At 64.4% G+C, this 13,142-nt stretch carries 12 protein-coding genes and 1 riboswitch; of the genes, 8 read left to right on the top strand and 4 right to left on the bottom strand.

The features are described 5' to 3' along the window. Window positions 1-21: 21 nt before the first annotated feature. Complete coding sequence (locus MHM88_RS14080; RefSeq protein ID WP_239366308.1) at window positions 22-1,011, bottom strand: type I glyceraldehyde-3-phosphate dehydrogenase; 990 nt, start codon at window positions 1,009-1,011, stop codon at window positions 22-24. 171 nt (window positions 1,012-1,182) lie between these two features. Then, a riboswitch (glycine riboswitch) is annotated at window positions 1,183-1,287 on the top strand. 185 nt (window positions 1,288-1,472) lie between these two features. On the opposite strand from MHM88_RS14080, the gene gcvT reads away from it, so the two are divergent. From gcvT to gcvP, 3 genes are all read left to right on the top strand, one after another. Further along, the gene (gcvT, locus tag MHM88_RS14085) at window positions 1,473-2,597 is read left to right on the top strand and encodes a glycine cleavage system aminomethyltransferase GcvT (RefSeq protein WP_239366311.1); all 1,125 of its coding nucleotides are present in this window, start codon (window positions 1,473-1,475) and stop codon (window positions 2,595-2,597) included. Between the two features lie 43 nt (window positions 2,598-2,640). Continuing rightward, window positions 2,641-3,000, top strand: a complete 360-nt coding sequence (gene gcvH / locus MHM88_RS14090) for a glycine cleavage system protein GcvH (RefSeq protein ID WP_110362483.1) — start codon at window positions 2,641-2,643, stop codon at window positions 2,998-3,000. A 127-nt stretch (window positions 3,001-3,127) separates the two neighbouring features. Beyond that, complete coding sequence (gene gcvP, locus MHM88_RS14095) at window positions 3,128-5,977, top strand: aminomethyl-transferring glycine dehydrogenase (protein WP_239366314.1); 2,850 nt, start codon at window positions 3,128-3,130, stop codon at window positions 5,975-5,977. 189 nt (window positions 5,978-6,166) lie between these two features. Here gcvP and MHM88_RS14100 read toward each other — a convergent pair whose 3' ends face one another. Next, complete coding sequence (locus tag MHM88_RS14100) at window positions 6,167-7,102, bottom strand: glyoxylate/hydroxypyruvate reductase A (protein ID WP_239366317.1); 936 nt, start codon at window positions 7,100-7,102, stop codon at window positions 6,167-6,169. A gap of 241 nt (window positions 7,103-7,343) precedes the next feature. Here MHM88_RS14100 and MHM88_RS14105 point away from each other — a divergent pair, with 241 nt between their 5' ends. Continuing rightward, entirely contained in the window at window positions 7,344-8,138 is a 795-nt protein-coding gene (locus MHM88_RS14105; RefSeq protein WP_239366320.1) for a thioesterase family protein, read from the top strand. A 43-nt stretch (window positions 8,139-8,181) separates the two neighbouring features. On the opposite strand, the gene truA is transcribed toward MHM88_RS14105, so the two are convergent. Beyond that, window positions 8,182-8,961, bottom strand: coding sequence for a tRNA pseudouridine(38-40) synthase TruA (gene truA / locus MHM88_RS14110; RefSeq protein ID WP_239366333.1), 780 nt, complete (start codon window positions 8,959-8,961; stop codon window positions 8,182-8,184). A 195-nt stretch (window positions 8,962-9,156) separates the two neighbouring features. Here truA and MHM88_RS14115 point away from each other — a divergent pair, with 195 nt between their 5' ends. The 4 genes from MHM88_RS14115 to MHM88_RS14130 all read left to right on the top strand — a co-directional run bounded on the left by MHM88_RS14115 (window position 9,157) and on the right by MHM88_RS14130 (window position 12,379). Then, a complete protein-coding gene (locus MHM88_RS14115) occupies window positions 9,157-10,593 on the top strand; it encodes a YcjX family protein (protein WP_239366335.1) in 1,437 nt (478 codons plus the stop codon). After that, window positions 10,590-11,054 carry a GNAT family N-acetyltransferase gene (locus MHM88_RS14120; RefSeq protein ID WP_239366337.1) on the top strand — a complete coding sequence of 155 codons (465 nt, stop codon included), beginning with the start codon at window positions 10,590-10,592 and terminating at the stop codon, window positions 11,052-11,054. Before MHM88_RS14115 ends, MHM88_RS14120 begins: the two co-directional genes overlap by 4 nt. Next, on the top strand, window positions 11,051-12,031 hold the full coding sequence (locus tag MHM88_RS14125; RefSeq protein WP_239366339.1) for a YcjF family protein: 981 nt from the start codon (window positions 11,051-11,053) through the stop codon (window positions 12,029-12,031). Before MHM88_RS14120 ends, MHM88_RS14125 begins: the two co-directional genes overlap by 4 nt. 156 nt (window positions 12,032-12,187) lie before the next feature. After that, window positions 12,188-12,379, top strand: coding sequence for a hypothetical protein (locus tag MHM88_RS14130; RefSeq protein ID WP_239366341.1), 192 nt, complete (start codon window positions 12,188-12,190; stop codon window positions 12,377-12,379). Between the two features lie 177 nt (window positions 12,380-12,556). Here the strand turns inward: MHM88_RS14130 and MHM88_RS14135 are convergent, their stop codons facing one another. Further along, the gene (locus tag MHM88_RS14135; RefSeq protein WP_239366343.1) at window positions 12,557-12,970 is read right to left on the bottom strand and encodes a group III truncated hemoglobin; all 414 of its coding nucleotides are present in this window, start codon (window positions 12,968-12,970) and stop codon (window positions 12,557-12,559) included. Window positions 12,971-13,142: the final 172 nt, after the last annotated feature.

Genomic DNA, 13,142 nt, shown 5'->3' on the forward strand with positions numbered 1-13,142 from the left:
GGGATGGCAAAAAACTGCCGATCAGGTCTCGCGCGCCATGGCGCTGGCAACATCCAGCATGCGGGCCGAAAAGCCCCATTCGTTGTCGTACCAGCCAAAGATCCGCAGCTGCTGGCCGGCAACCATGCGGGTTTCGGGCGCGGCAACGATCAGGGATTCGGGACGTGCGCGCAGGTCCGACGACACCAGCGGCTGGTCGGTCCAGCCGAGGATCGGCGAATGTTCTGCCACCGCTTGCAGCGCAGCGAGCAGGTCCTTTTCGTTCCAGGCGCTGTTGAGCTGGGCGACCAGATCCACCGCGGACACGCTGGCGGTGGGGACGCGCACCGCAGCTCCGGAAATGCGGCCTTTGAGGTGAGGCAGCACCACATCGATCAGATGCATGGCGGAGGTGGTGGTGGGCACCATCGACTGAGCACCACCGCGCGAACGGGCAAAATCGCCACGCGGCGCATCCACCATCGGCTGCGAATTGGTGTAGCAGTGGATCGTGGTCATATGGCCGGTTTCGATTCCAGCCACCTGATCCACCAGTTGCACCAGCCCAGCCACGGCGTTGGTGGTGCAGGACGCGTTGGATACGATCTTGGCGCCCCCAAGGTCGCCATCGTTGACACCATAGACCACCGTGACCTCTGCCGCCGGCGAGGGGCCGGAAATCAGGACCTTGCTGGCGCCGGCGCTCAGGCCGCGCTGGGCCAGGTCGGTGGTGCGGGCGATGCCGGTGCAATCCAGCAGAACATCGGTGTTCGACAGATCAAGCGTCGTGACATTTGCCTGCTGGTGCAACGGGATACGGCGATCCTCGATGCACAGCGCGCCGTCCTCCAGCGAGACGCTGCCCGGGTAGGGGCCAAAGGTGCTGTCGTATTGAAACAGGTAGGCGCACATCTCCGGATCTGCGATGTCGTTGATGCACTGAACCTCGATCCCGGAGCCGCGCGGGCTGGTCAGGATCTGGCGCAAGATTGTACGGCCGATGCGGCCGAATCCGTTGATCGCGATCTTCATGGCGAAAGCTATGGCAGCGGTTCCGGGTCCCGGCAATCCACCCGCACAATAAAGCCAACAGCTTGATACAATCGCGGTGTGGCTGGTTTGTGCGATATCGGCTCACACGATTTGCGACAGGTTAGGTCCTGATTCCGTCTTGCGCCACTCCCGGCGCGCTGATAGCGTCCGCCCAAGCACATGGGAGAACCGGATCCAGCGCGTTGGTGCGCAGGTTCGGTGCCGAAGGAGCAACCGCCCCGGAAACTCTCAGGCCACCAGGACCGTGTGCATGAACGACTCTGGAGAGAGCCCGGCCAGACCGGGACGCCGAAGGGATAACGATCTCAGGCGAAGGGACAGAGGGGGCATCAAAGCGTGCAGGCGGAGCCTGCGCAAAACCTTGGATGCCGGATGCCAAACGACGCGTTGACATGTTGTGATTTGACCGCACCGGCCGCAGACGCGGAAGGCAGGCCGAAATGTCGGATCTGAAGACCACCCCCCTTACTGAATTGCACGAAAGCCTCGGGGCCAAGATGGTACCCTTTGCAGGCTATTCCATGCCCGTGCAATATCCGCTGGGGATCATGAAGGAACACACTCATACGCGCGAAAAGGCCGGGCTTTTTGATGTCAGCCACATGGGGCAGGTGATCCTGCGCGGTGAGAGCTATGAGGCCGTCGCAAACGCCTTTGAAAAACTGGTGCCGATGGATGTGCTGGGGCTTTCCGAGGGCCGTCAGCGCTATGGTCTGTTCACCAACGACGCGGGCGGCATCGAGGATGACCTGATGTTTGCCAACCGTGGCGACCATCTGTTTGTCGTCGTGAACGCCGCCTGCAAAGACGCCGACATCGCCCGTATGAAAGCCGCGCTGGAACCTGCAATCAGCGTCGAGCCAGTCACCGACCGCGCGCTTGTGGCCCTGCAAGGCCCGGCTGCCGAAGCGGCACTGGAGGCGCTGGTGCCGGGTGTAGCGGCGATGAAATTCATGGATGTGGCGACATTTGACTACGCGGGGGCCGAGCTGTGGATTTCGCGGTCCGGCTACACCGGCGAAGACGGGTATGAAATCTCCGTCCCCGAGGCAGTGGCGGCGCAGTTTGCCAGCGCGCTGCTGGAACAGCCCGACGTTGAGGCCATCGGCCTTGGTGCGCGGGACTCGCTGCGCCTTGAGGGTGGTCTTTGCCTCTATGGTCACGACATCGACACCGAAACGCGCCCGTTTGAGGCCGCGCTGGGCTGGGCCATCCAGAAGGTGCGTCGCCCGGGTGGCGACCGCGCGGGCGGCTTTCCCGGTGCGGATGCGGTCTTTGCCGATCTTGGCGGGAAGGCCCCGCGCAAGCGTGTGGGACTGAAGCCCGAAGGTCGCGCGCCGATGCGCGAAGGCGTTGTGCTTTATGCCGCTGCCGAAGGGGGCGCGCCGATCGGCACCATCACCTCCGGTGGCTTTGGCCCAACCGTGGGCGGCCCTGTCGCCATGGGCTATGTCACGGCAGAGCACGCAGCCCTTGAGACCCAGATATTCGGTGAGCTGCGCGGCAAGCGCGTGCCGGTCACCGTCGCAAAACTGCCCTTTGTGGCAGCCAACTTTAAACGCTGAACACCCGTCCCCGAAAAGAACGGCCAACACAGGAAGAGAACCCATGAAATATACCGAAGAACACGAATGGCTGCAGGTCGAAGGCGAGATCGTGACCGTTGGCATCACCGCGCACGCGGCAGAGCAACTGGGCGATGTGGTCTTTGTGGAACTGCCCGAAGTCGGCAGCGAAGTCTCCAAGGACGATGAGATCGTGGTGATCGAATCCGTCAAGGCGGCCTCCGACATTCTTGCGCCTTTGGACGGCGAAGTTGTCGAAGTGAACGAGGCCATCGTGGACGAGCCCTCCAAGGTCAATGACGACCCGGAAGGTGAGGCGTGGTTCTTCAAGCTCAAGGTTTCCGACATGTCGCCGATGGACGACTACATGGATGAGGCCGGCTACAAAGACTTCATCGGCTGATGTTTCTGGGCCCGCCGCCACCCGGCGCGGGCCTGTCTTTTACCTGCGAGGGCATCACCGGGCGCGCCCGACCTGTTGTTGCATGCCTTTGATCCCGAGATCTGACAGACCCTGAAGGAGGCAAGCGATGCCTTTCGAACCGACAGATTACCTTCCCTATGATTTTGCCAACCGGCGCCATATCGGCCCCTCGCCCGAGGAAATGGCCGAGATGCTCAAGGTGGTTGGTGCCGACAGCCTTGATGCGCTGATCGACGAAACCGTACCGAAATCCATCCGCCAGAAAGCGGCGCTGGACTTTGGCCGCCCGATGTCCGAGCGCGAGTTGCTGTTTCACATGCGTGAGGTGGCCGGCAAGAACAAGGTGATGACCTCGCTCATCGGTCAGGGCTACCACGGCACCGTGACCCCGCCCGCGATCCAGCGCAACATTCTGGAAAATCCCGCGTGGTACACGGCCTATACGCCCTACCAGCCCGAGATCTCGCAGGGTCGCCTTGAAGCGCTGTTGAACTTCCAGACGATGATTTCGGATCTCACCGGTCTGGAGATCGCCAACGCATCGCTGCTGGACGAGGCTACCGCCTGCGCGGAAGCGATGACCATGGCGGAGCGTGTCTCCAAGTCGAAGGCAAAGGCCTTCTTTGTGGACCGCGACTGCCACCCGCAGAACATCGCGGTGGTGAAAACCCGAGCTGAACCGCTGGGGATCGAGGTCATCGTCGGCAACCCCGACAAGATGGACCCCGAGGCGGTCTTTGGTGCGCTGTTCCAGTATCCGGGCACCTATGGCCATGTGCGTGACTTCACCGATCACATCGCCAAGCTGCATGAGTACAAGGGCATCGCCGTTGTTTCGGCTGACCCGATGTCGCTGACCCTGTTGAAAGAGCCGGGCGCGATGGGGGCGGATATTGCAGTTGGCTCCACCCAGCGTTTTGGCGTGCCGGTGGGCGCAGGGGGGCCGCATGCGGCCTATATGGCGACCAAGGACGCCTACAAGCGCAACATGCCGGGCCGCATCGTCGGCGTGTCTGTCGACGCGCATGGCAACAAAGCCTATCGCCTGTCGCTTCAGACCCGCGAACAGCACATTCGCCGCGAAAAGGCGACCTCCAACGTCTGCACCGCGCAGGCGCTGCTGGCGGTGATGGCGTCGATGTATGCGGTCTTCCACGGCCCCAAAGGGCTGCAGGCGATCGCGCAGCGTATTCATCGCAAGGCCGTGCGTCTGGCCAAAGGTCTTGAGGAAGCAGGCTTCAAAGTCGACCCGCAGGCGTTCTTTGACACCATCACCGTGGATGTCGGCCCGCTGCAGGCGGCGGTGATGAAATCCGCCGTTGATGAGGGCATCAACCTGCGTCGTGTTGGGGAAACCCGTGTGGGGATCTCTGTCGATGAGACCACACGCCCCGAGACCATCGAGGCGGTCTGGCGTGCCTTTGGTATCGTGCGCGCGGATGATGATTTCAGCCCCCAGTACCGCGTGCCTGAGAACATGCACCGCAAGACGGAATATCTGACGCACCCGATCTTCCACATGAACCGGGCCGAGACCGAGATGATGCGCTACATGCGTCGCCTCGCGGACCGCGATCTGGCGCTGGATCGGGCGATGATCCCGCTTGGGTCCTGCACCATGAAGCTCAATGCCGCTGCGGAAATGATGCCGCTGAGCTGGCCGGAGTTTTCGACCATCCACCCCTTCGCGCCTGCCGATCAGCAGGAAGGCTATGGGGAGTTGGTCACGGATCTGTCCTCCAAGCTCTGCGATATCACCGGCTATGATGCGATCTCCATGCAGCCGAACTCCGGCGCGCAGGGGGAATATGCGGGTCTGCTGACCATCGCCGCCTACCACAAGGCGCGCGGTGAGGGGCATCGCAACATCTGTCTGATCCCGATGAGCGCCCATGGTACCAACCCGGCGTCGGCGCAGATGGTGGGCTGGAAAGTGGTTCCGGTAAAGTCCGATGAGAAGGGCGATATCGACCTTGAGGACTTCCGCGCCAAGGCAGAAAAGCATGCCGAGCACCTTGCGGGCTGCATGATCACCTATCCCTCGACCCATGGTGTGTTCGAGGAAACCGTGCATGAGGTCTGCAAGATCACCCATGACTCCGGCGGTCAGGTCTATATTGATGGTGCCAACATGAACGCCATGGTGGGCCTCAGCCGTCCGGGCGATCTGGGCGGTGACGTGAGCCACCTGAACCTGCACAAGACCTTTGCCATTCCGCACGGGGGCGGCGGCCCCGGCATGGGACCGATCGGGGTGAAATCGCACCTGATCGAGCATCTGCCGGGGCATCCGGAAACCGGCGGCGTTGAGGGGCCGGTGTCGGCGGCACCTCTGGGGTCGGCCTCGATCCTGACCATCTCCTGGGCCTATTGCCTGATGATGGGCGGCGCGGGTCTGACGCAGGCGACCAAGGTGGCGATCCTGTCGGCGAACTACCTCGCGAAGCGGCTCGAAGGGGCCTATGACGTCCTTTACAAGGGGCCGACCGGCCGGGTTGCGCATGAGTGCATTCTGGACACCCGTCCCTTTGCCGACAGTGCGGATGTGACCGTTGACGATGTGGCCAAACGCCTGATGGACAGCGGTTTTCATGCGCCGACCATGAGCTGGCCTGTCGCGGGCACGTTGATGGTGGAGCCGACGGAATCGGAAACCAAAGCCGAGCTGGACCGTTTCATCGAGGCGATGCTGTCGATCCGGGATGAGATCAAGGCCGTCGAAGCGGGCGAGATGCCGCGTGAGAACAACGCGCTGAAGAACGCACCGCACACGATGGAAGATCTGGTGAAAGACTGGGATCGCCCCTATTCGCGCGAACAGGGCTGCTTCCCTCCGGGGGCCTTCCGCGTCGACAAATACTGGCCGCCGGTCAACCGGGTCGACAACGTCTACGGCGACCGCCATCTGGTGTGCACCTGCCCGCCGATGGAGGACTATGCCGAGGCGGCAGAGTAAACTGTAAGCAAAAGGACGCGCCCCGCAGGGGCGCGGCTGGTCCAGCAGAGCCCGTCCCTTGCGGGGCGGGCTCTGCCCGTTTGGTGCCAGCGTGATGGGCCAGGCGTGAAGGCGATATGCCCGGCGGCGGCAGGGCTGGGCGCAGGGCTGGGCCTGGTCGGTACGGCGGCGATGCGCGGATCGTGCCCGTCAGTAGCCTCTGGCGCGGTCGACCTCGTGCAACAGATCGGCGCCTGCGGTCAGGCGGCGCAGGTTTTCGAGCACATCTCCCAGCGCATCGCCGAGGTGCCAGCCGGACACATGGGGGGTGATGGTCACACAAGGGTGTTTCCAGAGCGGATTGTCCTCGGGCAGGGGTTCATGGCGCAGCACGTCGAGGACCGCATGGCCGGGGCGGCGCTGGTAGAGGGCGGAGGCCAGCGCCTGCTCGTCGATGAGGTCGCCGCGCCCGGCGTTGATGAGGGTTGCCCCTTCTTTCATATGAGCCAGACGCTCTGCATCAAGCAGGTTGCGGGTCTCCGCCGTGGAGGGGAGGATCGCGCAGACATAGTCGGAACTAGACAACAGCCCGTTGAGCCCGTGATCGCCGCTGAGGCAGGTCACGCCGGCAATCTCCTTGGGGGTGCGGCTCCAGCCCATGGTCTGAAACCCCATGTCGCGCATCAGACCGGCCGTGAGCCCGCCGATATGGCCGAGCCCCAAGACCCCCACGGTGGTGTCGGCGGGGCGGCGCGGCGCGACCGGGTCCCAGAGCGCGCGGGCCTGGGCCTTTTCGTGATAATCCATGTTCCGGGTGCCGCGCAGGACATAGGCGAGGCAATACTGTGCGATTTCGCGGGCAGGTTCTTCGGGCTTCAACCGGGCCACGCGGACATGCGGCGCCAGGGACGGGTGGTTCACGATGGTCTCCACGCCCGCGCCCAGTTTCTGAACCAGTTGCAGGTTCGGCAGCTGCGTCGGAAGATCGGATTTCAGCGCCGACACCGCCAGCACAGTGACCTCGTCGAGATTGCCGGGGGCCGCCGTGGTGCGAATATCGGCCGCAGGATCCAGGGCGCGGAATTGCGCCGCCAGATCCTCTTCGCTGTACCAGCCGTTATGTCCGATTTCGATCAGCAGTGCCATGTCCTTGGTCCTTCGGTTTGTCGTGCGACCCGCAGGTAAAGCGGCGGGCATGGCGTCACTGTGCTGGACAGGCCGCAGTTTGCCAAGTCATGCTGCAGAGGCAAAGTGGGCAGGCAGTGGCCGGACGGGCGCGCGGGACTGGGCAGGGGCACGCCGTGGGCGGTGCGATCCTGCCGCGGGCGCCGAGCGGGCTGCGCGAATGCGCTTGAGCAGAATGCAACTCGGATACGCAGGACAGGACGTGACAGACACAATGGTTCCCTTTTTTGATCGGCGCGACGATGGCGTCTTTGTCGGCAATGATCCTGCGCGGGGTCCCTGGGCCGTGGACTATTGCCATGCCGGACCGGTTGCCGGGCTGGTGGCCCGCGCCGCAGAGGTCGAGATCGGCCCGGAAAAGCAACTGACGCGCCTGACCATGGATGTGCTGCGCCCGGTGCCGCTGGCCGGCATCCGCGTCGCCGCAGAAACCACCCGGCACACGCGCACTTTGGCAACGACGCGCGTGACCGTGCATGATCTGTCGGATGCGCTGCTGGTGCAGGCCACGACCATGCATCTCGCAGAGCGCGACATCGGGCTGGTGCCGACCCCCGCACTGCCCGCGCCACGGTTCGAAGAGGCTGAACCGGGGCCTTTTGCGATCGGGGAAGGGCGGCATGAGCTCGCGAATTTTGCGCGCCTGCTGGAAGCGCGCTACCCGCCCGGCCATGGATTTGGCCCGGGGCCAAAGACGATGTGGTTGCGCACGCCGGATCTGGTGCAGGGGGAGGAGACCTCGCCGGTGCAGGGGATCTGCGCATTGGCGGACTGCGGTAACGGGATCTCCTGGAACCTGCCGACCAGCGAGATGGGGTTCATGAACACCGATCTGACGTTGCAGATCCACCGCATGCCAGAGCCGGGCTGGCACGCGTCCGAGGCGGTTTCCCATTGGCAGCCCAACGGGATCGGCATGTCGCAGGCGGTGCTGTATGATACCGAGGGGCCGGTGGGGATGGCCTTGCAGACACTGGTCCTGTTCCCGGCGCGGTAGCTCTGTTCGATCCCCCCGGGACGCGGGGCGATGTGCCGATCAGTCAGTCGGGATCGCGTGCAAAGACCGGCTCCGGGTAGCCTACCCGCGCCAGATACAGACCATGCCCGGGGCAGACCGGCCCGCAGGCTGCGCGGTCCCTGGCGTCGAGCGCGTCGCGCACATCGTCCGGTGACCAGCTTCCTGCGCCGACGCGTTCCAGCGTGCCGACAAAGCTGCGCACCTGATTGTGCAGAAAACTGCGGGCGCGGACATGGAAATGAACCTCTGGCCCCGACAGGCCCGTCACCTGCTCGATCCGCAGTTCATCCAGCGTCTTTACCGGGCTTGCGGCCTGGCAGATGGACGAGCGGAAGGTGGTGAAATCATGTTTTCCCAGCAGGTGATTGGCCGCAGTCTGCATCGCCTCCGCGTCGAGGTCATGATTGATCTGCCAGACCTGACCCGCGTCATGCGTGGCCGGTGCGCGTCGCATCAGGATGCGAAAGAGGTATTGGCGCTCGATGGCGCTGAACCGGGCGTGCCAGTTATCGGCGACACGTGCGGCATCGACGATGGCAACCGGGGCGGGCTTCAGGTGGAAATTCAACGCTTCGCTGAGGCGGAAGGGATCCCAGTCCTTGCGCAGATCGCAATGGGCGACCTGGCCCAATCCATGCACGCCGGTGTCGGTGCGCCCGGCGGCGGCGATGGTGTGTGGCCCCGGTTCCAGTTTCGCCAGGGCGGCCTCGATCGCGCCCTGTACCGAGGGCTGATCTTTTTGTCTCTGCCATCCGGCAAAGGGCTTCCCGTGGTATTCGACTTTGAGAGCTATACGCGGCATGGAGCGCGGCGTAGCGTGCCGGGGCGGAGCTGACAAGCCAAAGTTGGTGCACATGGCCGGGCAGGGTGCCGCGGGCGCGGGCTGGCAACCGCAGGCGGTGATGCCTATGTTGCGGGGAGGCCGTGCGGGAGGCACATCCCGGCGGGATCAGGGAAACGGCCCGCCAATCGCGGCAGGGCGCATGAGGAGCGGCAGGTGACGCGAGGAACAGGGGTGACGGGGCTGGCCGCGAATGTGGCCGACGGGGTGCTGCGCGGGGCGGAGACCCTCGGTGGCGTGGTGGCAAGCCCGTTTGCAGACCCCGCATTGCGGCTCGGGGTGACCGGTCTGGCACGTGCGGGCAAGACGGTGTTCATCACCTCGTTGGTGGCCAATCTGCTGAACCGGGGGCGCATGTCCCAGCTGACCGCCGCGCAGCAGGGCAGGATCGAGGCCGCCTATCTGCAACCGCAACCGGATGACACCGTCCCGCGCTTTGACTTTGAAAACCACCTGGCGGCGCTGACGGGGCCGGATCCGCATTGGCCGGAGAGCACCCGGGCCGTGTCCGAGCTGCGCCTCAGCCTGCGATTGCGGCCTACGGGCCTGTTCGGGGCGGTGACCGGGCCGCGCGTCCTGCATCTGGACATCATCGACTACCCGGGCGAATGGCTTCTCGACCTGTCCCTGATGGACAAGGATTTTGCCACCTGGTCGGCGGATGTGCTGCGCCGGATCGAGACCCGGTCAGAGGCCAGCGCATTTCGCGCCGCCGTCAAGGCCGCCGATCCGTCGGCCGCGCATGATGAGGCGCAGGCACAGGGTCTGGCCGCGTCCTTTGCCGCGTATCTGCAGGCCGCGCGGGCGGCGGGCTACTACGATTGCACACCCGGGCGCTTCCTGCTGCCGGGGGATCTGGCCGGCTCTCCGGTGCTGACGTTTGCGCCGCTGCCGGAAGGCGCTGCGCCGCGCGGCAGTCTGGCCCGCGAGATGGCGCGCCGGTTCGAGGCCTACAAGGCGCAGGTGGTGCGGCCGTTCTTTCGCGATCATTTTGCCCGGATTGATCGGCAGGTGGTGCTGGTGGACGCGCTGGGGGCGCTGCATTCCGGCCCGCCCGCGATGGAGGACCTGCGGCGCGCCATGACCGATATCCTGGCCAGTTTCCGGCCCGGTTCAAATGGCTTTCTCAGTCAGTTGCTGCGCGGCAAGCGGGTGGAGAAGATCCTCTTTGCCGCCACCAAGGCAGATCACCTGCACCATCAACAGCACCTGCAGCTGACCGCGATCATCGAGGCCCTGACACAAGATGCCCGGGATCGGGCCCGCTTTGCCGGCGCAGAGACCGCGGCGCTGTCCATGGCGGCCCTGCGGGCCACGACAGAGGAAATGCGCTCGCATGACGGGGCGGAACTGCCCTGTGTGCGCGGGATTCTGGCGGAAAACGGCAAGCCCGCCGCGCTCTATCCCGGGCGCTTGCCCGAGGATCCGCGCCACCTGCTGACACCTGCCCGGCAGGGGGCAGAGCAATGGCTGGACGGCAGCTATGCGTCGATGCGGTTCGCCCCGCAGCCCCTGACCCTGAAACCGGGCGATGGTCCCCCCCATATTCGCCTGGACCGGGCGGCGGAATTTCTGTTCGGGGATCGCCTGTGACCTGTGTTCTGCGCCCGGCTGCGCCGCTGGATGCCAGTTGTATCGGCGATATCCTGCATCGCTTTGAACGCGACACAGCCTGGATGCCGAAGGAGCACTCGGCAGCGGAGGCGATCGCCTTTTGCGACCGGATGATCGCGCGCGGCTGGGTCACGGTGCTTGAACGGGGCGCGCCGGGGGATGTGGTCGGGTTTCTGGCGCAGGATGGCGCTGAGGTGTGCGCGCTCTATCTGCGCCCGGACATGTGCGGGTATGGCATGGGGCGGATGTTGCTGGATCATGCAAAACGGGCCTCTGCCGAGCTCAGGCTGTGGACGTTTCAGGCCAATACCGGCGCACAGCGGTTCTATGTGCGCGAGGGCTTTGTCGAGGTGCACCGCACCGATGGCCACCGCAATCCGGAGCGTTTGCCGGACATCGAATATCATTGGCGCGCAACCAAGAGGGAGGCTGCCGCATGACCCGCAAGCCCGTCGTTTTTGATCTCGAACCGGACGACCAACCGGCACAAAGCGTCAGCGATGCGCCGCCAGTGCCCGAGCTTGACGAGCCGACGGCGCTGCAAGCCACGGTCGAGGCGGTCGGCACCGCGCGCCGCCGGGGCTGGGGCGGGTGGCTCTGGGGGCTGGTTCTGGGGCTGCTGGGCACCATCATATCGGTTGCGGCCTGGGATTACGCCACCAGCCTGATTGATCGTGTGCCGGTGCTGGGGTTGGTGGTGTCGGGGGCGATGATCGGCCTGTTGCTGGCGGCACTGGTGTTCTGTGTGCGCGAGCTTGCCGCCCTGGGCCGCCTGCACAAGGTCGACACGTTGCGGCAGGCATGCCGCGACGCGCGGTCCGGCGATCTGGCGGTGGCGCGGGCACAGGTCGCGCGTCTGTCGCGATTCTATGGGACCCGCGCGGATCTGGAATGGGCGCGGCGCAGGCTGCACGAGCGCGAATCCGAGATCCTTGATGCGGATGGTTTGATGGACCTGGCGGAGGCAGAGCTGTTGTCGCCGCTCGATGTGCAGGCCCTCGCGGAGGTTCAGACCGCGGCACGGCAGGTGGCAGGGGTCACCGCATTGGTGCCGCTGGCCCTGGCGGATGTGATCACCGCCCTGGTGTCGAGTTTGCGCATGATCCGCCGGATTGCCGAGATCTACGGCGGGCGTTCCGGATTGTTCAGCTCCTGGCGTTTGACGCGCGCAGTGCTGTCGCATCTGGTGGCGACCGGCGCCGTGGCGGTCGGGGACGACCTGTTGGAGCCGGTGCTTGGCGGCTCTGTGCTGTCAAAGCTGTCTCGGCGCTTTGGCGAGGGGCTGATCAACGGCGCATTGACCGTGCGCGTCGGGCTGGCGGCGATCGAGGTCTGCCGTCCGATGGACTTTGCCAGCGTGGACAAGCCGCGCCTCAGCGTGGTGCTACAGCGCGCACTCAAGGGCTTCGTAAAGTGATTTCCGAGCGAAAAACTCGTGATCTGATTTCTGATCAATGAAGTCAATTATTTGAAAATAAATGAAAAATATCTTGCGGCCTGCCAATTTAGAATCTATCTAAATTGCAGGGCCAGAAACGATCCCGACTCGGGATCTTCACGCAAGGAGACCTTCATGAGCCAGTCCGCATGCAGCAGCTGTGCGTTTTTCGAAGACCACAAAGCCAACAATGATCAGACCCTGAAAGATGCCGGCCTGTGCCGTTTCAATCCGCCTGTGTTCCAGCCTGAGGCGGCCGAGCGCGGCTATTGGCCGGTCGTAAAGCAGGATGATTGGTGCGGTCATTTTGAACGGGACGCCGCCTGAGTGCAGCGCGCCCCGGGGATGTGAGTGCCCGCCAGCCTCGCCAGCCAGCAGGTGCGACGCCTGCCAGCCAGCCCGCCAGCCAGCGTCCGATCCAGCCAGCCAGCGCGCGACATCACACCGCCAGAGGATCCCTCCGGCGGTGTTGTCATGTCAGGAACGCCACGCGTCCCGTGCGCTTCAGATCAGCCGGGGCGGTTCATCCTTTGGCTGACGCATGGACTCGATTCCGGTGCGAAACCCTTCACCGATGCGATCCGCCAGATGCCCCCATTGCATCGCCTGTTCGGCACTGAGTTCGTGGTGCAGCACCTCGTGAAACAGCCCGAGCCAAATCGGGAAATGCTCCGGCTTCACATCCGGGCGGGCCAGGTGCTCACGCATGGGGAAGCCGTCATAGACCCGTTCGCGCAGGATCGCGTTGCGCCAGAAGTCGGTGATCTTGGTCTCATGCTCCGGCCAATCGGTGACATGAGCGGCGAAGACCGGACCCAGCACCGGGTGACGCCGCACCGCGCTGTAAAAGACACGCACAACGCGCCGGATGTCGTCCGGGGTGATGTCGAAACGGGCCAACGGATGTGCGTCTTGCATGATGTCTCTGCTCCACTTGGTCTGCGACGCCCAACCTAAGCCCGAAGCCGCCCGGCAGAAAGGGGCGCATGGCGTCGCATCCGTCTTGTGTGGTTGATAGACTTTACCCTTGCGCCACAAGCCCCTATAAGCGCTCTCATGACACCGACTGCAACACGACGTGTGGCCATCA

Source organism: Epibacterium sp. MM17-32 (assembly GCF_022348205.1).
In the GTDB taxonomy this organism is placed as follows: Bacteria; Pseudomonadota; Alphaproteobacteria; order Rhodobacterales; family Rhodobacteraceae; genus Epibacterium.